The 20,811-nt window shown below is 72.0% G+C and carries 21 protein-coding genes and 3 tRNA genes; 4 read left to right on the top strand and 20 right to left on the bottom strand.

What is annotated here, in order from left to right; genetic code table 11:
- Nucleotides 1–13: 13 nt before the first annotated feature.
- From K9S39_RS24870 to K9S39_RS24845, 6 genes are all read right to left on the bottom strand, one after another.
- Complete coding sequence (locus K9S39_RS24870) at nt 14–1,078, bottom strand: UDP-N-acetylmuramate dehydrogenase (RefSeq protein WP_248865540.1); 1,065 nt, start codon at nt 1,076–1,078, stop codon at nt 14–16.
- A gap of 56 nt (nt 1,079–1,134) precedes the next feature.
- Nucleotides 1,135–1,569 (bottom strand): MaoC family dehydratase, encoded by a 435-nt coding sequence (locus K9S39_RS24865; RefSeq protein WP_248865539.1) that lies wholly within the window; start codon nt 1,567–1,569, stop codon nt 1,135–1,137.
- Between the two features lies 1 nt (nt 1,570).
- The gene (locus K9S39_RS24860) at nt 1,571–2,023 is read right to left on the bottom strand and encodes a MaoC family dehydratase N-terminal domain-containing protein (protein WP_248865538.1); all 453 of its coding nucleotides are present in this window, start codon (nt 2,021–2,023) and stop codon (nt 1,571–1,573) included.
- 87 nt (nt 2,024–2,110) lie between these two features.
- A complete protein-coding gene (gene rpmG, locus K9S39_RS24855) occupies nt 2,111–2,275 on the bottom strand; it encodes a 50S ribosomal protein L33 (RefSeq protein WP_248865537.1) in 165 nt (54 codons plus the stop codon).
- Nucleotides 2,276–2,364: 89 nt separating this feature from the next.
- A tRNA-Met gene (locus tag K9S39_RS24850) sits at nt 2,365–2,437 on the bottom strand.
- A 46-nt stretch (nt 2,438–2,483) separates the two neighbouring features.
- Nucleotides 2,484–2,556, bottom strand: a tRNA-Thr gene (locus tag K9S39_RS24845).
- 182 nt (nt 2,557–2,738) lie between these two features.
- Between K9S39_RS24845 and K9S39_RS24840 the strand changes: the two genes are divergently transcribed.
- Nucleotides 2,739–4,010 (top strand): amidohydrolase family protein, encoded by a 1,272-nt coding sequence (locus K9S39_RS24840; protein ID WP_248865536.1) that lies wholly within the window; start codon nt 2,739–2,741, stop codon nt 4,008–4,010.
- 155 nt (nt 4,011–4,165) lie between these two features.
- Entirely contained in the window at nt 4,166–4,828 is a 663-nt protein-coding gene (locus K9S39_RS24835) for an NAD(P)H-binding protein (RefSeq protein ID WP_248865535.1), read from the top strand.
- 126 nt (nt 4,829–4,954) lie between these two features.
- Here K9S39_RS24835 and K9S39_RS24830 read toward each other — a convergent pair.
- Nucleotides 4,955–5,036, bottom strand: a tRNA-Tyr gene (locus K9S39_RS24830).
- 189 nt (nt 5,037–5,225) lie between these two features.
- Here K9S39_RS24830 and K9S39_RS24825 point away from each other — a divergent pair.
- Together K9S39_RS24825 and K9S39_RS24820 are read left to right on the top strand one after the other, a co-directional pair.
- Nucleotides 5,226–5,714, top strand: a complete 489-nt coding sequence (locus tag K9S39_RS24825; RefSeq protein WP_248865534.1) for a YajQ family cyclic di-GMP-binding protein — start codon at nt 5,226–5,228, stop codon at nt 5,712–5,714.
- Between the two features lie 138 nt (nt 5,715–5,852).
- Nucleotides 5,853–6,575, top strand: coding sequence for a hypothetical protein (locus K9S39_RS24820; RefSeq protein ID WP_248865533.1), 723 nt, complete (start codon nt 5,853–5,855; stop codon nt 6,573–6,575).
- 68 nt (nt 6,576–6,643) lie between these two features.
- Here the strand turns inward: K9S39_RS24820 and K9S39_RS24815 are convergent, their stop codons facing one another.
- The 13 genes from K9S39_RS24815 to K9S39_RS24755 all read right to left on the bottom strand — a co-directional run bounded on the left by K9S39_RS24815 (nt 6,644) and on the right by K9S39_RS24755 (nt 20,496).
- Complete coding sequence (locus K9S39_RS24815) at nt 6,644–7,036, bottom strand: YccF domain-containing protein (RefSeq protein WP_248868950.1); 393 nt, start codon at nt 7,034–7,036, stop codon at nt 6,644–6,646.
- Between the two features lie 215 nt (nt 7,037–7,251).
- A complete protein-coding gene (htpX, locus tag K9S39_RS24810) occupies nt 7,252–8,115 on the bottom strand; it encodes a zinc metalloprotease HtpX (protein WP_248865532.1) in 864 nt (287 codons plus the stop codon).
- Nucleotides 8,116–8,308: 193 nt separating this feature from the next.
- On the bottom strand, nt 8,309–9,868 hold the full coding sequence (locus K9S39_RS24805) for an NADH-quinone oxidoreductase subunit N (RefSeq protein ID WP_248868949.1): 1,560 nt from the start codon (nt 9,866–9,868) through the stop codon (nt 8,309–8,311).
- An 8-nt stretch (nt 9,869–9,876) separates the two neighbouring features.
- Nucleotides 9,877–11,496: a complex I subunit 4 family protein gene (locus tag K9S39_RS24800; RefSeq protein ID WP_248868948.1), complete on the bottom strand. Its 1,620-nt coding sequence runs from the start codon at nt 11,494–11,496 to the stop codon at nt 9,877–9,879.
- Between the two features lie 113 nt (nt 11,497–11,609).
- On the bottom strand, nt 11,610–13,607 hold the full coding sequence (locus K9S39_RS24795; protein ID WP_248865531.1) for an NADH-quinone oxidoreductase subunit 5 family protein: 1,998 nt from the start codon (nt 13,605–13,607) through the stop codon (nt 11,610–11,612).
- Complete coding sequence (gene nuoK, locus K9S39_RS24790; protein ID WP_248865530.1) at nt 13,604–13,969, bottom strand: NADH-quinone oxidoreductase subunit NuoK; 366 nt, start codon at nt 13,967–13,969, stop codon at nt 13,604–13,606. The genes K9S39_RS24795 and nuoK overlap by 4 nt, the downstream gene beginning before the upstream one ends.
- Nucleotides 13,969–14,583: an NADH-quinone oxidoreductase subunit J family protein gene (locus K9S39_RS24785; protein ID WP_248865529.1), complete on the bottom strand. Its 615-nt coding sequence runs from the start codon at nt 14,581–14,583 to the stop codon at nt 13,969–13,971. Before K9S39_RS24785 ends, nuoK begins: the two co-directional genes overlap by 1 nt.
- Nucleotides 14,580–15,194: a NuoI/complex I 23 kDa subunit family protein gene (locus K9S39_RS24780; RefSeq protein WP_248865528.1), complete on the bottom strand. Its 615-nt coding sequence runs from the start codon at nt 15,192–15,194 to the stop codon at nt 14,580–14,582. The genes K9S39_RS24785 and K9S39_RS24780 overlap by 4 nt, the downstream gene beginning before the upstream one ends.
- Nucleotides 15,194–16,159 carry a complex I subunit 1/NuoH family protein gene (locus tag K9S39_RS24775; RefSeq protein ID WP_248865527.1) on the bottom strand — a complete coding sequence of 322 codons (966 nt, stop codon included), beginning with the start codon at nt 16,157–16,159 and terminating at the stop codon, nt 15,194–15,196. Before K9S39_RS24775 ends, K9S39_RS24780 begins: the two co-directional genes overlap by 1 nt.
- A complete protein-coding gene (locus tag K9S39_RS24770; protein WP_248865526.1) occupies nt 16,156–17,703 on the bottom strand; it encodes an NADH-quinone oxidoreductase subunit C in 1,548 nt (515 codons plus the stop codon). The genes K9S39_RS24775 and K9S39_RS24770 overlap by 4 nt, the downstream gene beginning before the upstream one ends.
- Nucleotides 17,700–18,350: an NADH-quinone oxidoreductase subunit B gene (locus tag K9S39_RS24765; protein ID WP_248865525.1), complete on the bottom strand. Its 651-nt coding sequence runs from the start codon at nt 18,348–18,350 to the stop codon at nt 17,700–17,702. Before K9S39_RS24765 ends, K9S39_RS24770 begins: the two co-directional genes overlap by 4 nt.
- Nucleotides 18,341–18,742 carry an NADH-quinone oxidoreductase subunit A gene (locus K9S39_RS24760; protein ID WP_248865524.1) on the bottom strand — a complete coding sequence of 134 codons (402 nt, stop codon included), beginning with the start codon at nt 18,740–18,742 and terminating at the stop codon, nt 18,341–18,343. The genes K9S39_RS24765 and K9S39_RS24760 overlap by 10 nt, the downstream gene beginning before the upstream one ends.
- 239 nt (nt 18,743–18,981) lie before the next feature.
- Nucleotides 18,982–20,496, bottom strand: coding sequence for a hypothetical protein (locus K9S39_RS24755; protein ID WP_248869243.1), 1,515 nt, complete (start codon nt 20,494–20,496; stop codon nt 18,982–18,984).
- Nucleotides 20,497–20,811 lie beyond the last annotated feature (315 nt).

The following is a 20,811-nucleotide window of genomic DNA, read 5'->3' as shown; positions in this document are numbered from 1 at the left end:
TCCGGGCGGACGCTCAGAGGCTGACGCCGACCGTCACCGGCTCGTTCACCAGCGTGACTCCGAACGTCTCATGAACCCCGTCCCGTACCTCACGGGCCAGGGCCAGCAGGTCCTCGGTGGTGGCCGCGCCGCGGTTGGTGAGCGCGAGGGTGTGCTTGGTGGAGATACGGGCCGGGCCGGTGCCGTAGCCCTTGGTGAAGCCGGCCCGGTCGATGAGCCAGGCGGCGGAGGTCTTCACCATGCCGTCCCCGGCCGGGAAGGCGGGGGGTGCGGCGTCCGGGCCGAGGCGTTCCCGGACGCGCCGGACGAAGGCGGCGTGCGCGGCTTCGGTGAGGACCGGGTTGGTGAAGAAGGAGCCGGCCGACCAGGTGTCGTGGTCTCCGGGGTCCAGGACCATGCCCTTGCCGGCCCGCAGCGCGAGAACGGTCTCCCGGGCGATGGCGGCCGGGACCCGGTCTCCGGGCTCGACACCGAGCGTGCGGGCGGTCTCGGCGTACTTCAGGGGCGCGGAGAGGCCGCCGGCGTCCTCCAGGGCGAAGCGCACCCGCAGCACGACGAACGCGTCCGGGTCCTGCTTGAAACGGCTGTGGCGGTAGGAGAAGCCGCACTCCTCGTTGGGGATCGTGACGGTCTCGCGCGCGCGGCGGTCGTAGGCGACGACCTCGGTGATGGTGGCGGAGACCTCCTGGCCGTACGCGCCGACGTTCTGGATCGGCGTGGCACCGGCGGAGCCGGGGATGCCGGCCAGGCACTCGATGCCGGCCAGCCCGGTCTCGACCGTACGGGCCACCGCGTCGGACCAGTTCTCGCCCGCGGCGAGCTCCAGCGCCGTGCCCTCCAGGGCGAAGCCGCGGGTGGCGATGCGCAGCGCCGTGCCGTCGAAGCCCTTGTCGCCGATGACGAGGTTGCTGCCGCCGCCGATGATCAGCAGGGGGGTGCCGGCGTCGTCGGCTTCGCGGACGGCGGCGATCACCTCGTCGTCGGTGGTGGCGGTGACGAGGCGGGTCGCCGGGCCGCCGAGCCGGAAGGTGGTCAGCGGGGCGAGGGGGGCGTTGTGTTCCACGTGGCGTTCCTGCACGGGCCCAAGAGTACGGGGGCGGTCCGACAGTCCTCGGCGGCCGCCCCCGACACGGTTCAGGCGAGGCGGACGACGGCGCGGGACATGCCCAGCACCTTCTGGCCCGCGCTCTTCGCGGTGAGGTCGACACGGACCGTGCGGTCGTCGTCGTCCAGCTTCGCGGCGACCTTGGCGCTGACCTCGATCAGTGCGCCGGTCTCGTCGTTGGGGACGACGACGGGCTTGGTGAAGCGCACGCCGTACTCGGCGACGGCGCCCGGGTCGCCGACCCAGTCGGTGACCACGCGGATCGCCTCGGCCATGGTGAACATGCCGTGTGCGATGACGTCCGGCAGCCCGACCTCCTTGGCGAACTTCTCGTTCCAGTGGATCGGGTTGAAGTCGCAGGAGGCGCCCGCGTACCGGACCAGGGTGGCGCGGGTCACGGGGAAGGACCGCGCCGGGAGTTCGGTGCCGACCTCGACGTCGTCGTAAGAGATCTGCGCGGTCATCTCAGTCCTCCTTCTCGGCGCGGACGACCAGCTTGGAGAAGGCGGTCACGACGAGTTCGCCCGCCTCGTCGTGCACCTCACCGCGGATATCGATGATGTCGTTGCCCGCCATGGACTTGATCGCCTCGATGGTGGAGGTGACGGTCAGCCGGTCACCGGCGCGCACCGGGCGGGTGTAGGCGAACTTCTGGTCGCCGTGCACCATGCGACTGTAGTCCAGCCCCAGTTGCGGATCCGCTATGACCTGACCCGCGTCCCTGAAGGTGATGGCGAACACAAAAGTCGGCGGCGCGATCACATCGGGGTGGCCGAGGGCCTTGGCCGCGGCGGAATCCGTGTAAGCGGCGTTGGTTTCGCCGATCGCCTCGGCGAATTCGCGGATCTTTTCCCGCCCGACCTCGTACGGGTCGGTGGGCGGGTACGTGCGTCCGACAAAAGACGGGTCGAGCGCCATGGGCTCGCGACCTCCCTGTACTGAAGTGGTGACAACGCCGTGAGGCCGCCCCCAGCAATTGGGGACGGCCTCAGGAACGAGCCTGTGTTATCGCGTCTCGCGGTGCGCCGTGTGCGAGTTGCAACGGGGGCAGTGCTTCTTCATCTCAAGACGGTCCGGGTGGTTGCGCCGGTTCTTCTTGGTGATGTAGTTCCGCTCCTTGCACTCCACGCAGGCCAGCGTGATCTTGGGGCGGACGTCGGTGGTGGCCACGTGAGTGCTCCTCGACGGACAGATGGACGGATGGAACGCAAAGATGAGTAGCCGACCGGAGGACCGACCCCACAATCGGCTACTGTCAGTAGCGGTGACCGGACTTGAACCGGTGACACAGCGATTATGAGCCGCTTGCTCTACCGACTGAGCTACACCGCTGTGATGGAGAGTCCCTCGCCCGAAGACGAGGTGTCCCACACATCAGAGCCCCAATACGGAATCGAACCGTAGACCTTCTCCTTACCATGGAGACGCTCTGCCGACTGAGCTATTGGGGCGAGCGATGAAGACATTACACGGCCCGCAGCCAAAGGTGAAATCCGTATCCGGGCCCCACTCCAGCGGGACCCCGCACCACACCGGTACGACTATTTCGCGCCTGCGCGACGCTCTCCCGGCCGCCCCCTACGCTCGGAACACCGCTGCGTGATCTTGCACGCCCGTGCCTTCGAGGAGCGCGATGTCCGACAGCAGTTCGCCGCAGCCACAGCCGGACCAGCCGGGCCGGCCGCACGGCACCGGCCGGCGTGCCCGGTCCGACGCGGGCGCGCTGGTTCTGTGCGGCGCCCGGCTCGCCGATGGCCGCACCGTGGACGTACGGCTGGGCGGCGGGCGCATCGAGGCCGTCGGAACGGCCGGCAGCCTCGCCCCGCAGGGCTCCCGCGTCGACCTGGCCGGCTACCTCCTGCTCCCCGCCCCGGCCGAACCGCACGCGCACTGCGACACCGCCCTGACGGCGGACACCGACGGCCCCGCCTCCGACTCCCCCGAGGACGTCCAACGGCGTACCACGGAGGCCGCGCTGCTGCAGCTCGGGCACGGCGCCACCGCCTCCCGCAGCCACGTCAGGATCGGCGGCGTCCAGGGCCTGCGCGCGCTGGAGGCGGTGCTGCAGGCCCGCAGATCGCTGCGCGGCCTCGCCGACCTGGCGACGGTCGCGGTGCCCCGGGTGCTCACCGGGGTGGCCGGCGCGGACGGGCTGGCGATGCTGCGGGACGCGGTGAAGATGGGCGCCTCGGTGATCGGCGGCTGCCCGGACCTCGATCCGGATCCGGCCGGGCATGTCGAGGCCGTCCTGGAGGTGGCGGGCGAACACGGCTGCCCGGTGGACCTGCACACCGACGGTGACGATCCGGCGCGGCTGGCGCGGTTCGCGGCGATGTCCGGCGGGCTGCGGCCCGGGGTGGCCATCGGGCCGTGCGCGGGCATGACGCGGATGCCGCGCAGCGTGGCGGCACGGGTCGCCGAACAGCTGGCGGCCGCCGATGTCGCCGTCGTCTGTCTGCCGCAGGGCGACTGCACGGGCCTGGAGCGCTACGGCTCCCGGGTGTCCCGGCCGGCCCCGGTACGGCTGCTGCGCGCGGCCGGGGTGCGGGTCGCGGCGGGCAGCGGGGCGCTGCGCGATGTGGCGAACCCGGTGGGGCGCGGCGATCCCCTGGAGGCCGCCTATCTGCTGGCGTCCCTGGGCGAGGCCACGCCGGAGGCGGCGTACGAGACGGTGAGCTCGGCGGCGCGGGCGACGCTGGGCCTGCCGGAGGTACGGGTCGAGGCGGGCTTCCCGGCGGAACTGCTGGCGGTACGCGGCGAGCGGATCGCCGGGGTGCTCTCGCTCGCCTACAGCCGGATCGTGGTGCACCGGGGGCGGGTGGTGGCACGTACCAGCGCGGTGCGCGAGTACTGCGATTCGGCGGTGGACGTGGCGCTGGACCTGCCCCGGCAGTCGCAGCGCTGAGCCAGGGCACCGAAGCGTCCCCCGCCCCCGGCTCCTCTCCCGCTCCCGGCTCCTTCCCCGCTCCCGGCTCCTCTCCCATGAGCGGGAGGTATCCGCAGCCCCGGCACCGGCCGGTCCCGCGGTGCGCGGCGCCGCTTGGGCGTACGGTCGGCATCATGCGCATTGTCATCGCAGGTGGACATGGTCAGATCGCGCTGCGGCTGGAGCGGTTGCTCCACGGGCGCGGGGACGAGGTCGCGGGCATCGTCCGCCGGCCGGAGCAGGCCGGCGATCTGCTGGCCGCGGGAGGCGAGCCGGTGGTCTGCGACCTGGAGTCGGCGTCGGTGGGTGACGTCGCGCGGCATCTGGAGGGTGCGGACGCGGCCGTCTTCGCGGCGGGCGCCGGCCCCGGCAGCGGCACCGCACGCAAGGACACCGTGGACCGCGCCGCGGCGGCGCTGTTCGCGGACGCGGCCGAGGCGGCGGGCGTACGGCGCTTCCTCGTCGTCTCGTCCATGGGCGCGGACCGTGAGCCGCCGGAGGGCACCGACCCGGTCTTCGCGGCGTATCTGCGCGCGAAGGGCGCGGCGGACGCGGACGTACGGGCCCGCTCCGGACTCGACTGGACGATCCTGCGCCCCGGCCGCCTGACCGACGAGCCCGGCTCGGGACTGGTGACCCTGGCCGAGTCGACCGGCCGGGCCGACGTGACCCGCGACGATGTGGCGGCCACCCTGGTAGCGCTGCTCGACGAACCGCGCACCGCCGGCCGGACGCTGGAGCTGATCGGCGGAGATGTACCGGTAACGGAAGCCGTCAAGGCGGTGGCATCGCACTGACCCACCGGCTGATCGGATGAACCGATCCGCCAAGGCCGCGCCCCGCCGCTGACGGCGGCGGGGCGGGCCACACCAAAACGGCCCCTGATCTACGTTTCCGCAGATCAGGGGCCGCTTCCCTACTTGTGGCGGCGCCAGGATTCGAACCTGGGAAGGCTGAGCCGGCAGATTTACAGTCTGCTCCCTTTGGCCGCTCGGGCACACCGCCAGGGTTTGCTGCCCGGAGACCCGCTGTGGGGCGGTGCTCTGTGGCAACGACGTAAACCATACCCGATGGCTGGGGGTGGTTCGCCACTCGATTCCCGAGCGCCGGATCATGGCCGGGTGGCTAGGCTTGCGGGGCGGTCCCGGTGGGGCCGTACCCCTGACGGATCTACGTATGAGGAGCCAACTCAACATGGCCGACTCCAGTTTCGACATCGTCTCGAAGGTCGAGCGGCAGGAGGTCGACAACGCCCTCAACCAGGCCGCCAAGGAGATCTCGCAGCGCTACGACTTCAAGGGTGTGGACGCCTCGATCGCATGGTCGGGCGAGAAGATCGAGATGCGGGCCAACGCCGAGGAGCGGGTGAAGGCGGTACTCGACATCTTCCAGTCCAAGCTGGTCAAGCGCGGGATCTCGCTGAAGGCGCTGGACGCCGGCGAGCCGCAGCCCTCGGGCAAGGAGTACAAGATCTTCGCGTCGATCCAGGAGGGGATCTCGCAGGAGAACGCGAAGAAGGTCGCCAAGATGATCCGCGATGAGGGCCCGAAGGGCGTCAAGGCGCAGGTGCAGGGCGATGAACTGCGGGTCAGCTCGAAGAGCCGGGACGATCTGCAGGCGGTACAGCAGCTGCTCAAGGGGAAGGACCTGGATTTCGCGATCCAGTTCGTGAACTACCGATAGCCGCCCGAGGTTCGGGGGGAGCGGACGGGGTGGTGCGCCGTGGGCGTGCCGCCCCGTCGGCGTCCGGGGCGCGGTCCGGAGGGGTGCGCCACGGGGGAGGTTTGACCTCAACTTCGCTTGAGCTTGCAGGGTGTTGGCATGACTTCGGCTCACGACACACGCAATGACGGCTCCCCTTTCCGCACCGACGTGTTCCCCGAGATCCGGCGGCCGGACGCCGGCGCCGCAGTGATCAGCGAGTGGGACGCGGGCAGCCCGGAGGGCCAGCGGGCCGTCCTGGACGGCGTCGCCCGCGCCTGGGGGGAGACACCTCTGCCGGCGGGCTTCCTGTCCCGGGTACTGTTCGCCGGGACGGACGGGCACAGCGTGCTCAACTACGGGCAGTGGACGAGCGATACGGCACGCCAGGAGTTCCTACGGGCCGAGGGCGCAGGACTGAGCGAGCGCATGGCGGCGGTGCTGGACGGCGTCGAGGGCGCCGGTGACGCCGGGCCCACACTGTTCCGGCTCTATCGCAGCCTGCTGCCGCAGGGAGAGCCGCAGGTGGCGGGCTGCGTCGTACGGGTCGCCTTCCGGACGACGGGGCACCACGCGGCCCGGGAGCTCGTCGACGGCCTGGTGGAGATGATGGGCGGCCGGCAGATCGGCGAGGGCGGGATCGCGTCGCACTTCCACCTCAGCGACGACGGGACGCGGGTCGTCAATTACAGCGAGTGGACGGCCCCGGAGGCGCATGAGCGCGAGGTCGGCTCCATCGTGCACGGCGACGGGCCGGTGATGCGCTTCATCGGGGGCCTGGCGGGCGTCGAACCGCTCGGGTTCCGGCGGTATACGGCCCCTCGGGGGCTCGTACGGGCGTAACCGCGTACGGGCATGACGCGTACGGGCATGACGCGTACGGGCGTGAGGGGCCGGTCCGGGGTGGTCGGTCAGCGGGTCGCGAACGGGTGGTCGGTGGGAACGATCTCGCGGCCGAGCGGCATCAGGGAGATCGGGATCATCTTGAAGTTGGCGATGCCGAAGGGGATGCCGATGATCGTCACGCACAGGGCCAGGCCGGTGACGATATGCCCCAGGGCCAGCCACCAGCCCGCGAGGATGATCCAGATGACATTGCCGATCGCCGAACCGGCACCCGCGTCATGGCGCTCGACGGTCGTACGGCCGAAGGGCCACAGGGCATAGCCCGCGATACGGAAGCTGGCGATGCCGAAGGGGATGGTGATGATCAGGATGCAGCAGACGATGCCCGCGATGACGTAGCCGATCGCCAGCCAGAAGCCGCTCAGGACCAGCCAGAGAATGTTGAGGATGAACTTCATGATCGGCAGCCTTCCATGGGCGCGGAGGAAAATCGTTACAGCCTGGTAAAAGACGCGCCTGCCTGTGCGGGCCGTTGCACCGGCACGGCCGGTGTTGATCTCGATGCCGGTGCCGACGTCCGCACCGATCACGTCACGGGTGTCACGGGCGTCATGGGTGTGACGAGCCGACGACGCCTCGTCCTTGAAGCCGCCGGGTGCGCCGCCCTGGGGCTTCAGGGGCGGTGGCCCGCCATCTGCTCCAGGCGGGTGATGCGTTCGCGCATCGGGGGGTGGGTGGAGAAGAGCCTGGACATGCCCTCGCCCGCGCGGAACGGGTTGGCGATCATCATGTGGCCGGCGGTCTCCAGGCGCGGCTCGGGGGGCAGCGGGAGCCGCGCAGTGCCGTGTTCGAGCTTGCGCAGGGCGGAGGCGAGGGCCAGGGGGTCGCCGGTGAGCCGTGCGCCGGAGGCGTCCGCCTGGTATTCGCGGGAGCGGCTGACCGCGAGCTGGATCAGCGAGGCCGCGACCGGCCCGAGGATCATGATCAGCAGCATGCCCAGGATGCCGGGGCCCTCATCGTCGTCGGACCGGCCTATCGGAATCAGCCAGGCGAAGTTGACGAGGAACATCACGACCGAGGCGAGGGCTCCCGCTACGGACGAGATGAGGATGTCGCGGTTGTAGACGTGGCTGAGTTCATGCCCGATGACGCCGCGCAGTTCGCGTTCGTCGAGAAGCCGCAGGATGCCGTCGGTGCAGCAGACGGCGGCGTTGCGGGGGTTGCGCCCGGTGGCGAAGGCGTTGGGGGCCTGGGTCGGGGAGATGTAGAGGCGCGGCATGGGCTGGCGGGCGGCCGTGGAGAGCTCGCGGACCATGCGGTAGAGCCCCGGGGCCTCGAACTCGCTGACGGGGCGGGCACGCATGGCTCTGAGGGCGAGCTTGTCGCTGTTCCAGTACGCGTAGGCGTTGGTGCCCAGCGCGAGGAGGACGGCGATGACCAGGCCCGTACGGCCGAAGAGGCCGCCGATGACGATGATGAGTGCGGACAGTCCCCCGAGGAGTACTGCGGTTCTGAGCCCGTTGTGCCGGCGGTGCACGGTACGCCCTCCAAGCGGTGCGGCAGGGGAACCCTGTGCTCTGTTTCTCCACTCTCCAGTGGACCCTTACTCACTGGTCAACGCGGGATGAGCAGGGCTAGTTCCCTTGTGCACGCGCGGTGGCACGGGTGGGGCCGGGCGAGCGGGCTCCCCGAGGGCCCACGGCCGGACGGGTGGCCGTAGGCCCGTACCGCTAGAGGAGCGCCCCTGAGGCGAACCGCAGGACGGCTTGCGGGGCCCCGGAGAGGGCGACGCCCAGGACCGCGGCGACGGTGATGGCGGTGGTGAGGGCGGCCGGGACCCTGGCGCGGGCCGGGGCGGCCGTCCCGGTGGCGAGCCGCTCTGCCGGGCGTTCCTCCGGCGCCTCGGCGCGGAAGAGCACCGCCGTCCACTGGAGGTAGTAGTAGAGCGCGATCACCACGTTGACGGCCATGACCACGGCGAGCCAGCCCAGGCCCGCGTCGACGGCCGCGGAGAAGACCGTGACCTTGGCGAAGAGACCGATGATGCCCGGCGGCAGGCCCGCCAGGTTGAGGAGGAAGAAGCCGAGCGCGAAGGCGGCCAGGGGGCGTCGGCCGTACAGGCCGCGGTAGTCGGTGACGCGGTTGGCGGCGCGGGTACGGGCCACCAGGGCGACGACCCCGAAGGCGCCCAGGTTCACCGCCGCGTACATCAGGGCGTAGGCGACGGTGGCGCCGATCGCGCGGGCCGGGTCGTCGAGGTAGCCCGCCGCCGCGATCGGGACCAGGAGGTAGCCGGCCTGGCCGACGGAGGACCAGGCGAGCAGGCGGACGGCGCTGTGCGCGCGGTCCGGGTTCTGGCGCAGCGCCGCGACGTTGCCCACCGTCATGGTGAGCGCCGCGATGACGGCCAGCGCCGGGCCCCAGACGTCCGCGTACGTGGGGAAGCCGCGGACCGTGACGAGGATCAGGCCGGAGAAGCCGACGGCCTTGCCGACCACCGACAGGTAGGCGGCGATGGGGAGCGGCGCGCCCACATAGGTGTCGGGCACCCAGAAGTGGAACGGTACGGCCGCGGTCTTGAAGGCGAAGCCGACGAGGGTGAGCGCGACGCCGGCGCTGGCCAGGGTGGCCAGCCGGGGGTCGGGGAGGTCGGTGAGGGTCTGCGCCACCCGGGAGAGGTGGAGGCTCCCGGTGGCGGCGTACAGGAAGCTCACACCGAGCAGCATCACTGCGGTGGCGGCCACCGAGGAGAGGAAGAACTTCAGCGCCGCCTCGGAGGAGAGCCGGTCACCGCGACGCAGTCCGACGAGGGCGAAGGCGGGGAGGGAGGCGACCTCCAGGGCGATGACGAGGGTGGCGAGGTCCCGGGAGGCGGGCAGCAGGGCCGCGCCGGCCGCCGAGGAGAGCAGCAGGAACCAGTACTCCCCGGTGGGCAGGTCGTGCTCCTTGATGGTGTCGACCGACAGCAGGGCGGTCAGCAACGCCGCGGCCAGCACCAGGAACTGGATGACGAGGGTGAACGGGTCGGCCACGTAACTGCAGACGGACGGGTGGCCCGTGAGGCAGAAGGTGCTGCGGTCGCCGTCCAGGAGGGGGAGGAGGGAGAGCACCGCGAGGGCGAGGCCGCCCGCCGCGATCCAGCCCAGCAGCGGCTTCTTGGCGCCGGGGAGGAAGAGGTCGGCGACCAGCACCACCAGGGCGACGGCCGCGGCGATGGTGGGTGGTGCGATGGCGATCCAGTCGACGGACTGGACCAGAGAGGCCACCGGGGACGCGGCCATCGGGATCATCGGGCTCATCACTTACCGCCTCCGAGGAGCTGCTGGACGGCCGGGTCGGTGAGGCCGAGGAGGGCCGCGGGCCACAGTCCGGCGAGGACGGTGAGGACGGCCAGGGGGCTCCAGGCCGCGTATTCGTAGCGCGCGAGGTCGGGGATGACGGGGGCCGGTGCGGGCTCTCCCGGGGCGGGGTCGTCCGGGTCGCTCCCGTCGGCGAGCGGGGCGATCGGTGCGAGGTGCGGGGTGCCGCCCATGCAGACGCGGCGGACGACGAGCAGCAGGTACGCGGCGGTCAACAGGGTGCCCAGGCCGGCCAGCACCATGAACGTGAGGAAGGCGGGGCGGCTGAGGCCCGCGGCCGGCTGGAAGGCGCCGAACATCGCGAGCATCTCACCCCAGAAGCCGGCCAGTCCGGGCAGACCCAGCGAGGCGACGGCGCCGAAGGCGAGCAGGCCGCCGAAGCGCGGCGCCCGGCCGTAGAGGCCGGCCCCTGTGGTGCCCGCGAGCGCGTCGAGGTCGGTGCTGCCGGTGCGGTCCTTGAGGGCGCCGACCAGGAAGAAGAGCAGGCCGGTGATCAGGCCGTGCGCGATGTTGGCGAACAGCGCGCCGTTGACGCCGGCGGGGTTCAGGCTGGCGATGCCGAGCAGGACGAAGCCCATGTGGCCGACGGAGCTGTATGCGATCAGGCGCTTGAGGTCGCCGCCGGCGCCCTTGCGGACCAGGGCGAGGCAGGCGAGCGATCCGTAGATGATGCCGACGGCGGCGAGCGCGGCGAGGTACGGGGCGAAGGTGTGCATGCCCTCGGGCGTGATGGGCAGCGCGATGCGCACGAAACCGTAGGTGCCCATCTTCAGCAGCACACCGGCCAGCAGCACCGAGCCGACGGTGGGGGCGGCGGTGTGGGCGTCCGGCAGCCAGCTGTGCAGCGGCCACATCGGGGTCTTGACGGCCAGTCCGATGCCGACGGCGAGCACCGCGATCAGCTGAACCGTGTGGCTGAGCTGGGCATTCGGGCCGTTGTCAGTGGCGAGTGCGACCATGTCGAACGTGCCGGATTTCAGGCCGATGAGGAGGAGGCCGAGCAGCATCACGACGGAGCCGAGCAGCGTGTAGAGGATGAACTTCCAAGCGGCCGCCTGCTTTCCCGCCCCGCCCCAGCGGGCGATGAGGAAGTACATCGGGATGAGGACCATCTCGAAGGCGAGGAAGAACAGCATCAGGTCGAGGACGGCGAAGGTGGCGAGGGTGCCGGCCTCAAGGAAGAGCAGCAGGGCCACAAATGCCTTGGGAGACGGGCCCGTTGGCATGGCGAAGTAGGTGTAGAGCGCGCAGAGGAAGGTGAGCAGCGCGGTCAGGACGAGAAGGGGGAGCGAGATGCCGTCGACGCCGAGATGGATACGGATGTCGAGCGCCGGGATCCAGCTGAGGTCGGTGGTGGCCTGCATACGGGCCGGGTGATCGTGGTCGAAGCCGGCCGCCAGCGCGATGGACGCGGCGAGGACGACTCCGGTGACGGTCACGCCATGGCGCAGTACGGCCTGGTCGGGGTTGCGGCCCCGGAGGCCGGCCGGGGCCGGGAGCAGGGCGGCCAGCGCGCCGACGAGGGGAAGGACGACGATGCCCGCGAGGAGGATCTGCATGGCGGTGTGATTCACGGGTCAGGCCCTCCTCAGGGTTCCGGTTCCGGCGAGGCAGGCCACGCGGTCTGTCGGCTGGGGGTACGGGGGCCTGCCCCCGGGGGATGGCAGCACGGTCAGGCCCCCGTGCCCGTAGCGACGAGGACGGCGGCGATGGCCAGGACGAGCGAGCCCGCGAGCAGCGCGCCGAGGTAGGTCTGCACATTGCCGGTCTGGGCGCGGCGGACGGCGGCGCCCAGCCAGCGGGGGGCGGTGCCCGCACCGCGTACGTAGGTGTCGACGACCTCGCGGTCGAGGAAGGCGACGAGCCTGGCGGCGGCGCGGGTGGGCCGCACGAACAGGGCGGAGTAGACGGTGTCGAGGTGGAAGCCGACGGCCGCGTGGCGGTGCAGCGGGCCGAGGAGGAGGTGGCCCGGGTCGGCGGGGTCGGCGGCGCCCGCGATGTTCCCGTAGACGGGGGTGTGGGTGGCGATGGCCGTCTCCTCGGAGAGCCCGGGGGCGGTGTCCGGGGCGATGACGACCGCGCCCATGGGGGTGCGGACGGCGAGGGCGGTGGTGTGGCGCCAGGCGGCATAGGTGATCAGGCCGCCGACGAGGGCGACACCGGTGCCCAGGACGGAGGTGGTGAGCGTCGGATCGAGCGAACGCCCGTCGAACCAGTCGGGCAGGAAGGGGGCGGCCAGGCCGAGCGCGGCGGTGGGGATGAAGAGCACCCACAGCACGGCGTTCATGGCGATCGGCTGCGCACCGTGGTCGGGGGCCTCGGTGCCCCTGCCCCGGAAGACCAGCAGCCACAGGCGGGTGGCGTAGGCCGCGGTGAGGAGGGCGGTGAGCAGTCCGGAGAGCAGTACGGTCCAGCCGGCCGCGCCGGGGATGCCGTGCGCGTCACCGATGGTGGCGTGCTCGGCGGCGCCCAGGACGGCTTCCTTGGAGAAGAAGCCGGCGAAGGGCGGGATCGCGGCGAGCGCGAGCAGCGCGACGGTCATCGTCCAGAAGGCGTCCGGGATACGCCGGGCCAGGCCGGTCATCCTGGACATGGCGGCCAGTGAGTTGGTGCCCGCGGCGTGGATGATCACGCCCGCGCCGAGGAAGAGGAGCGCCTTGAACGCACCGTGCGAAAGGAGGTGGAAGACGGCGGCACCGCGGTCGCCGACGGCCAGTGCGCCGGTCATGTAGCCGAGCTGGCCGACTGTCGAATAGGCCAGGACGCGCTTGATGTCGTCCTGGGCCAGGGCCGCCAGACCGGAACCGACCATGGTGACCGCGGCCATGACGGCGAGCACGATCATCGCGGCCGCGGAGGCGGCGAAGACGGGGAGGAGACGGGCCACGACATAGACACCGGCCGCCACCATCGTCGCGGCGTGGATGAGCGCCGAGACGGGCGTCGGGCCGGCCATCGCGTCCGGGAGCCAGGTGTGCAGCGGGAACTGCGCCGACTTGCCCGCGACGCCGGCCAGCAGCAGCAGTGCGATCAGGGTGGGGTGGTCCAGGCCGTCGCGGGCGACGGAGCTGAGGATGCCGGTGATCCGGAAGGTCCCGGTGTCGGCGGCCAGCGCGAAGATGCCGAAGAGGAAGGGGACATCGCCGAGCTTGGTGACGAGGAACGCCTTGAGGGAGGCGGCGCGGGCGGTCTCGGTCTCCCAGTAGTGGCCGACGAGGAAGTACGAGCAGATGCCCATGACTTCCCAGCCGACCAGCAGCACCATCAGATCGCCCGTGTAGACGACCAGCAGCATCGCGGAGGTGAAGAGCGAGACCAGCGCGGCGTAGGAGGGGTAGCGCGGATCGTCGCGCAGATAGCCGGTGGAGTAGATCTGCACGCAGGTCGCGACGACGCCGACGAGGACGGCGATCAGCGCGGCGAAGCCGTCGATGTGCAGGGACAGGTCGATCGGGACCGAGCCGGTCGGGGTGAGCCGGGTGGCGACGTCCGTGGCCGCGCCGCCGCCCTGTGCGACGGCGACGCCGATGGCGAGCGCGGCCGCGGCCAGCGTCGGCAGGACGGCCAGCGGCCGGACGAAGCCGGGCCTGCCGCGGCCCAGAAGGAGGCCCGCGACGGCTCCGAGGAAGGGCAGGAGGGGAACGAGGACGGCGGTGGTCGTGAGCGTCACGCGGTGGCCTCCGCCTCGGTGTCCGGCTGCTGCGTGTCCGGGTCCGCCGCACCCGCCTTCTCGGCGAGGTCACGGAGCCGGTCGATGTCGGAGCTGCCGCGGTTGCGGTAGACGAGCAGCACGATCGCCAGGCCGATGCCGATCTCGGCGGCGGCGACGGTGATGGTGAACAGGGTGAGCGCCTGGCCCGCGTGCAGGGTGTCGCGCAGCCAGACGTCGAAGGCGACGAGGTTGAGGTTGACGGCGTTGAGCATCAGCTCGACGGACATCAGCACCAGGATCGCGTTGCGGCGGGCGAGCACGCCGTACAGACCGGTGCAGAAGAGGAGGACGGAAAGGACGGCCGGATAAGCGAGATGCATCAGCGGTCCTCTCCGGGGGCGGGGACGGCCGGGCCGGCGGGGGACGCCTGGGCGACGGCACCGCTCCGGGGGGCCGCCGCACCGTGCTTGCGGGACAGCACGATCGCCCCGACGAGCGCGGCGAGCAGCAGCACGGACAGCGCCTCGAAGGGCAGCACCCAGTACTGGAAGAGGCTGCGCCCGGTGGCGCTGGTGGAGCCGTGGACGGGACCGTCGAGGTTGATCCAGGTGGCACGGAACGCGTCGACGACGACCCAGACCAGTGCGGCGGCCGAGGCGCCGGCCACGAGGAGCGCGGCCCAGCGGTTGCCCGAATCCGCGTCCGGGGAGCGGCCGATGGGCGCCTTGGTGAGCATCAGCCCGAACAGCAGGAGGACGACCACGGAACCGACGTAGATCAGCACCTGTACCCAGGCGATGAATTCGGCGGTGAGGAGGAGATATTCGACGGCGATCCCGCCGAGGGCGACGACCAGCCAGAGGGCGGAGTGCACCAGCTGCCTGGTCGTGACGGTGATCACCGCCGCGCCGAGCGTGGCGACGCCGACGAGGAGGAACGCGATCTCGACACCGGTGGGCGAGAGAAAGCCATGGCTTGCGGCGGCGAGCGTCACGATCCCTCCTTGGGTGTGTCCGGTCGGTCCTGGGGCTGGTCGGGGGCCTGCTTCTGGGCTGCCTCGGCCTCCCGCTGGGCTGCCTCGGCCTCCTGGGCGGCGCGTTTGTCCGCGGCCTTACGGGCGGCGCCGACCTCCTTGGGCTCCTCGGCCGCCGGGTCGAGCGCGGGCGGCTCGGGCACCGTCCACATCCACTCGCGCAGCTTGTCGCGCTCGTGGGTCAGATCGCGGATGTCCGTCTCGGCGTACTCGAACTCCGGGGACCAGAACAGCGCGTCAAAGGGGCAGACCTCGATGCAGATACCGCAGTACATGCACAGCGCGAAGTCGATCGCGAAGCGGTCCAGCACATTCCGGCTGCGCTCGCGGCCTCCGGGGGCGGCCGGCGGCACCGTCTCCTTGTGGGAGTCGATGTAGATGCACCAGTCCGGGCACTCACGGGCGCACAGCATGCAGACCGTGCAGTTCTCCTCGAACAGTGCGATGACGCCGCGGGTGCGCGGCGCGAGGTCGGGCTGGACGTCCGGGTACTGCGCGGTGACCGACCGTTTCGTCAATGTCCGCAGGGTGACGGCCAGGCCCTTGGCCAGACCTGATCCGGGGATGCCCATCAGGAGATCACCACCTTGACGACGCCGGTCAGGGCGATCTGGGCGAGAGCGAGCGGGATGAGAACCGTCCAGGCGAGCTTCTGCAGCTGGTCCTCACGGAGCCGGGGGTAGGTGACCCGGAGCCAGATGACGCCGAAGGCGAGGATCGCGGTCTTCAGCAGCGTCCACAGCCAGCCCAGGCCGTCCCCGCCGAACGGGCTGTGCCAGCCGCCGAGGAAGAGAACGGTGGTCAGCGCGCAGAGGACGACGATGCCCGCGTACTCGGCGAGGAGGAAGAGGGCGAAGCGCAGCCCGGTGTACTCGGTGTACGCGCCGAAGATGATCTCGGAGTCGGCGACCGGCATGTCGAAGGGCGGGCGCTGCAGTTCGGCGAGCCCGGCGGTGAAGAAGACCAGACCGCCGACGATCTGCCACGGCACCCACCACCACTGGAACGCGTCCAGGATGCCGGGGAGGGAGAGCGTGCCGGCCGCCATCGCGACGGACGCGGCGGCGAGCAGCATCGGCAGTTCGTACGCGAGCAGCTGCGCGGCCGTCCGCAGACCGCCGAGCAGCGAGAACTTGTTGGCCGACGCCCAGCCCGCCATCAGCGAGCCCAGCACACCGACGCCCATGACGGCGAGCACGAAGAAGATGCCCGCGTCGATGACCTGCCCGACGGCGTTGTGCGGCCCCACCGGGATGACGACCAGGACGAGGAGGTACGGCAGGAGGGCGACGGCGGGCGCGAGCTGGAAGATCCGCCGGTCGGCGCCGGCCGGAACGACGTCCTCCTTCTGCGCGAACTTCACACCGTCCGCGACGAGCTGCGCCCAGCCGTGGAAGCCACCCGCGTACATGGGGCCGAGCCGTCCCTGCATATGGGCCATGACCTTGTGCTCGGTCTGCCCGATGATCAGCGGGAGGGCCAGGAACACGACGAAGACGACGGCGAGGCGGAGCGCGATGTCGAGAGCATCGCTCATGACGTCTCGCCTCCTGCCGGGTCTTGGGGGGTGGGGGGCTGGTCGGGGGTGGCCGGTGCTTCGGGGGTCGCCTCAGGCTCAGGCTTGGGGGTCGCCTCGGGCTCGGGGCCCGGGGCCTGTTCGGGCTCGGGCTTCGGCGTTGGGGCCTGTTCGGTGGCGGGCGCGGGCGGGGCCTGTTCGGTGGCGGGCGGGGCCTTGGGCTCCGGCTCGGCGGCCGACGCCGGCTTCGCCTCCGGTTCCGGCCGGGCCCCAGGCTCCGCCTCGGCCTCCGGCTTCGGCTGGTCCGTCGGCTCCGGCTCCGGCTTGGTGCCCGGCTCCCGCTTGGGCTCCGGTTTCTGCTCCGCGTCGGCGAAGGCCGGGCGTGCGTGGTGCCAGGGCGCGTCGGCGGAGCGCGGGGCTGCCGGAGCGCTCGGCGCTGCCGGGGCACCCTCGGCCGCCTGCTGGCTGGCCGAGCCCTCGCTCGCGGAACGCGTCCGGCGAGCGGGACGGTCCGGGCGTTCGGCACGGGGGGGACGTTCGGGGTGTTCAGGGCGTTCGGCACGGACGGGACGCTCGGGGCGTTCGGCCGGAGCCGCTCCCGCGCCCGCGTCCGCCGTCGCCGGAGTCGCCCCCTCGCCCGCCGCCTGCTGGCTCGCCGAGCCCGCGCCCGCGGTCCGCGTACGCCGGGCCGGACGCTCGCCCGCGGCGGCACCCGCCCCACGAGCACCACCCGCCGCACGGGCACCACGCGCCGGCCGCGCGGGGGCGGGCGGCAGCTGGCCCTTCAGCGGGCCCCACTCATTGGGATCCGGGACACCCGGGGGCAGCATCTGACGACGCTTGGGCCCACCGTGCCCGGACTCTCCCGGCTCCTTGGCGCCCGGCCACGCCTTGGCGACCCGCGCCGCCAGCACAAAGTCCTTGCGCAGCGGATGCCCCTCGAACGACTCCGGGAGCAGCAGCGGTACGAGGTGCGGATGGCCGGTGAAATCCACCCCGAACATCTCGTGGGTCTCGCGCTCATGCCAGGCCGCCCCCGCGTACACCCCCACGGCGGTGGGCAGCGCGGCGGCGTCGTGCGGCACGGTCGTCCGTACGACCAGCCGGTGGACGGCGCCCGGATGCGCCACGTTCGCGAGGTGGGCGCAGATCCGGAAGCCGGTGCCGGGCTCGTCGACGGCGCTCAGCCAGTCGAAGTAGGCGCAGCCGAGATCGTCGCGAGCCGCCGTCAGTGCCGTGAGCCAGCCGTCGGCGGGCACGTCCACGGTCAGCAGCTCGTACGCCAGCTCCGCCGTGGCCCCGGTACCGAAGATCTCGCTCGCGGGCCGCGGCAGCCAGCCGACGACGGGCTCGGCAACCGGCTCGGCCGGCTCAACGGGCGTACCGGCCTCAGCAGGCGCAGCGGCCTCAGCCGGCTCGGCCGACTCAGCCGCTCGTGTCGACGCCGCCGTCTCCGGTGTCTGGCGTGCCTGCGATGCCTGCGGTATCGCCGGTGTCTGCGGTGTCTCTGCCGCCTTCGCCGACGTCTCTCCCGATGCCTTCCGCTCAGGCTGCTGCTCGCTCATCGGGGCTCCTCCACCGCCGCCTTCGGGGCGGGCGGCGCCACCAGCCCGCTGCGCAGCGCGGCCGCCGAAGGCCGGCCGGCACCGTCGCGCCGGTGCCCGTACCGCTCCCCCAGCGACTCACGGGCGATCTTCTCCTGCAGCTTGAGGACGCCCTGCAGCAGCGCCTCCGGCCGCGGCGGGCAGCCCGGTACGTACACATCGACCGGAATGATCTGGTCGACGCCCTTGGTGACGGAGTACGAGTCCCAGTAGGGGCCGCCGCAGTTGGAGCAGGCTCCGAAGGAGATCACATACTTCGGCTCGGGCATCTGCTCGTAGAGCCGCTTGACCGCGGGCGCCATCTTGTCGGTGACCGTGCCGGAGACGACCATCAGGTCGGCCTGGCGCGGGCCGGGCGCGAACGGGATCACGCCGAGCCGGATGAAGTCGTGCCGGGCCATGGAAGCGGCGATGAACTCGATGGCGCAGCAGGCGAGGCCGAAATTGAAGACCCACAGGCTGTAGCGGCGGCCCCAGTTGAGGACCACCTTCATGGGTTCCGGCGCGAGCCGGGCCAGGGTGCCCAGGCGCCGGGGCTCCGGCAGGAACTCGGGGGCGGTGCCCTCGGAAGCGGCCACGGAGCCGTTCGAGGCGGGAGTCACGTCCATTGCAGGACGCCCTTCTTCCATGCGTAGAGCAGGCCGACGGTGAGGAAGCCCAGGAAGACGAACATCTCCACGAGCGTCACACCGCCGAAACCGGGGGCGGCGAAGATCGTCGCCCAGGGGAAAAGGAAGATCGAGTCGATGGCGAAGATGACGTAGAGGAAGGCGTAGACGTAGTAGCGGACCTGGGTGTGCGCCCAGCCCTCACCGACCGGGTCCACACCGCATTCATACGTCAGCAGCTTCTCGGGCGTCGGCGCCACAGGGCGCAGCAACCGCCCGGCCCCGAAGGCCACGGCGACGAAGAGCACGCCCACCACGGCGATGATCCCGACGACCGCATAGCCCTGGAAGTAGTCCGCGGCGACGGTGGTGCGTACGGTCGTGTCCGGCACGTCCGCCCTCGCTCCCTGACTGCGCTTGTTAAACGACTTCGACGATCTGTACGCACGGGAGTCTAGGCCCTGCCCCGCCCGTCTGGAGCAGCCGGATCGCGCCGATGGTGGGTTGTGCCCACTTCGTCCCACCTGGGGCATCCCTTTGTCCCACCTGGTGCCCACCTGGTGCGGCGCTTCATCCGGCCTGGGCCCGGGCAGCGACGGCCTGGTGCGGTGCCCGCCAGGGCGGACGGGGGTCAGGGAACCGGGCCGCCGTCGAATGGGCTGCGGAGATCGGGGGTGGAGGGGTTCGTAGCGGTGGAGGGGGCGGAGGGGGTGGTGGGCTTGGAGAGGCTGATGGGGGTGGTGGGCGTCGTGAGCGTCGTAGGCGTGGTGGGGGTGGCTGAGGTGGTCGGGGCCGCGGGCACCGGGGTGGGTGCTGGTGCGGGGGACGAGGCCGGGGGCGGGGCCGACGCCGGGGGCTGAGCCGGCATCGCGGGCACGGTCGGCGGTGCGGCAGGCGTCTGCTGCGTCGCTGGGGGCGGGGTGTGGTGGGGCTGAGTGTGGTGCGGCTGAATCTGGGGGTACTGCGGCGCAGGCTGCGACGGGATGTGCCCCTGCGGCATCGGCCGGGGCCGGTGTGTGCGGGGAGCGTGCGGAACCGGCTGAGCCTGGCCCGCCGGCTGCTGGCGCGCTGACTGATCCGGCTGCGCCTGCGGCCGCCTCCCCGGCTCCCGTGAGACCGCGCGATCCATCACCTCGGCCGCGATCCGCGCCGCCGCCTCCCGCGTCCGCTCCCCCAGCAGTTCCGTACGGATCGCGCCACCGGCCGCCAGATGGCGGTCGTACGGCAACGGGAGCACCGCCGCTCCCCCGGCCCCCAGATGCTCGGCGGCCTTGCGGACATCGACCCCGCTGTCGGGCGAGGAGTGGGTGAGCACGACCACGGTGGTCGGCAGCAGGCCCGGGTGCAGACCGCCGACCCAGTCCAGTACGGAACGGGTGGCCGCCACGCCCTCCGGGGTCGCCGGGGTGACCAGCACCCGCGCCTGTGTCGTCACCAGCGCGGTGCGCGCCACCTCGGCGGGCAGCGTTTCGCAGTCCACGACCGTGGCCGCGAAGTGCCGGCGCAGTGAGGTCATCACGACCCGGTACGTATCGATGTCCAGCCGCGTGCCGATGGCGCCCTGGCTGCCGGGCAGCAGCCAGCCGCCGCCCGCGAACGGCAGGAGGTAGCCGGTCAGGTCCGTGATCAGCATGGACGGGTCGACGATCTGCGCCAGATCGCTGCCCGACCAGCGCACCTCCCGCGCGCCGAGCCGGTGCGGCAGCGTGCCGAGCGCCGGATCGGCCTCGATGGCGAGCACCGGGTCGGGTCGGTAGTGGGCGTATGTGAGCGCCAGCAGGGCGGCGACGGTGGACTTGCCCGCGCCGCCGCGGATGCTGGACACGGCGATCTGCCGGCCCGTGGTCACGGGCTGCTGGATGGCGTGCGCGGCATGTGTGACGGCGGCCGTCTCGGCGGCCGGGGACGAGGCGAACACCCGGCGCAGCGCCCGCCCGGCACGGCGGGTCAGGGGGTCACCGCGCCGTGGCTTGGGGCCTTCGGCCAGTTCGGGCGGCAGCAGAGGTACGGAGACGGGCGTCCGCGCCGGCAGCCCGGACCGGCCATAGCGCCCCGGGGCGGGCGGCGCTTCCGGGGCGGACGGCTGCGCGACGGGTGCCGAGGAGGCAGGGGCCTGCCCGGCGGGCGCCGAAGGGGCAGCGGACACAGGTGCGTGCACGGCAGGCGCCGAGGAGGCAGGGACTTGCCCGGCGGGCGCCGAAAGGGCAGCGGAGACAGGGCCCTGCGCGGCAGGCAGCGGCCCGGCCGAAGGCGCCCCCGGAGCAGACGCCGCCACAGGCATCGGCCCCGCCCCCGGCACCGGCGACGCCCCCGGATGCGCCCCAGACGTCCCACACGTCCCAGACACCCCATGCGCCCCAGACACCCCAGGAACGCCCGGCACACCAGACTCCCCAGGCACGTCCGACACACCAGGCACGCCGAGCACCCCATGCGCCCCCGGCGCGCCGCCGACCCCCGC

Source organism: Streptomyces halobius (genome assembly GCF_023277745.1).
Taxonomy (GTDB): domain Bacteria; phylum Actinomycetota; class Actinomycetes; order Streptomycetales; family Streptomycetaceae; genus Streptomyces; species Streptomyces halobius.
The sequence above is the reverse complement of the archived record's forward strand: the minus strand, read 5'-3'. Positions and strand labels throughout refer to the sequence as shown.

Excerpts from the sequence above, each read along its gene's own strand:
- nuoK (WP_248865530.1), bottom strand. The coding sequence starts at position 13,969 with ATGCATCTCGCTTATCCGGCCGTCCTTTCCGTCCTCCTCTTCTGCACC.
- K9S39_RS24825 (WP_248865534.1), top strand. The coding sequence starts at position 5,226 with ATGGCCGACTCCAGTTTCGACATCGTCTCGAAGGTCGAGCGGCAGGAG.
- K9S39_RS24820 (WP_248865533.1), top strand. The coding sequence starts at position 5,853 with ATGACTTCGGCTCACGACACACGCAATGACGGCTCCCCTTTCCGCACC.
- K9S39_RS24800 (WP_248868948.1), bottom strand. The coding sequence starts at position 11,496 with ATGCAGATCCTCCTCGCGGGCATCGTCGTCCTTCCCCTCGTCGGCGCG.
- K9S39_RS24815 (WP_248868950.1), bottom strand. The coding sequence starts at position 7,036 with ATGAAGTTCATCCTCAACATTCTCTGGCTGGTCCTGAGCGGCTTCTGG.
- K9S39_RS24835 (WP_248865535.1), top strand. The coding sequence starts at position 4,166 with ATGCGCATTGTCATCGCAGGTGGACATGGTCAGATCGCGCTGCGGCTG.
- K9S39_RS24860 (WP_248865538.1), bottom strand. The coding sequence starts at position 2,023 with ATGGCGCTCGACCCGTCTTTTGTCGGACGCACGTACCCGCCCACCGAC.
- K9S39_RS24865 (WP_248865539.1), bottom strand. The coding sequence starts at position 1,569 with ATGACCGCGCAGATCTCTTACGACGACGTCGAGGTCGGCACCGAACTC.
- K9S39_RS24780 (WP_248865528.1), bottom strand. The coding sequence starts at position 15,194 with ATGGGCATCCCCGGATCAGGTCTGGCCAAGGGCCTGGCCGTCACCCTG.
- K9S39_RS24770 (WP_248865526.1), bottom strand. The coding sequence starts at position 17,703 with ATGAGCGAGCAGCAGCCTGAGCGGAAGGCATCGGGAGAGACGTCGGCG.
- K9S39_RS24775 (WP_248865527.1), bottom strand. The coding sequence starts at position 16,159 with ATGAGCGATGCTCTCGACATCGCGCTCCGCCTCGCCGTCGTCTTCGTC.
- K9S39_RS24765 (WP_248865525.1), bottom strand. The coding sequence starts at position 18,350 with ATGGACGTGACTCCCGCCTCGAACGGCTCCGTGGCCGCTTCCGAGGGC.
- K9S39_RS24805 (WP_248868949.1), bottom strand. The coding sequence starts at position 9,868 with ATGATCCCGATGGCCGCGTCCCCGGTGGCCTCTCTGGTCCAGTCCGTC.
- K9S39_RS24840 (WP_248865536.1), top strand. The coding sequence starts at position 2,739 with ATGTCCGACAGCAGTTCGCCGCAGCCACAGCCGGACCAGCCGGGCCGG.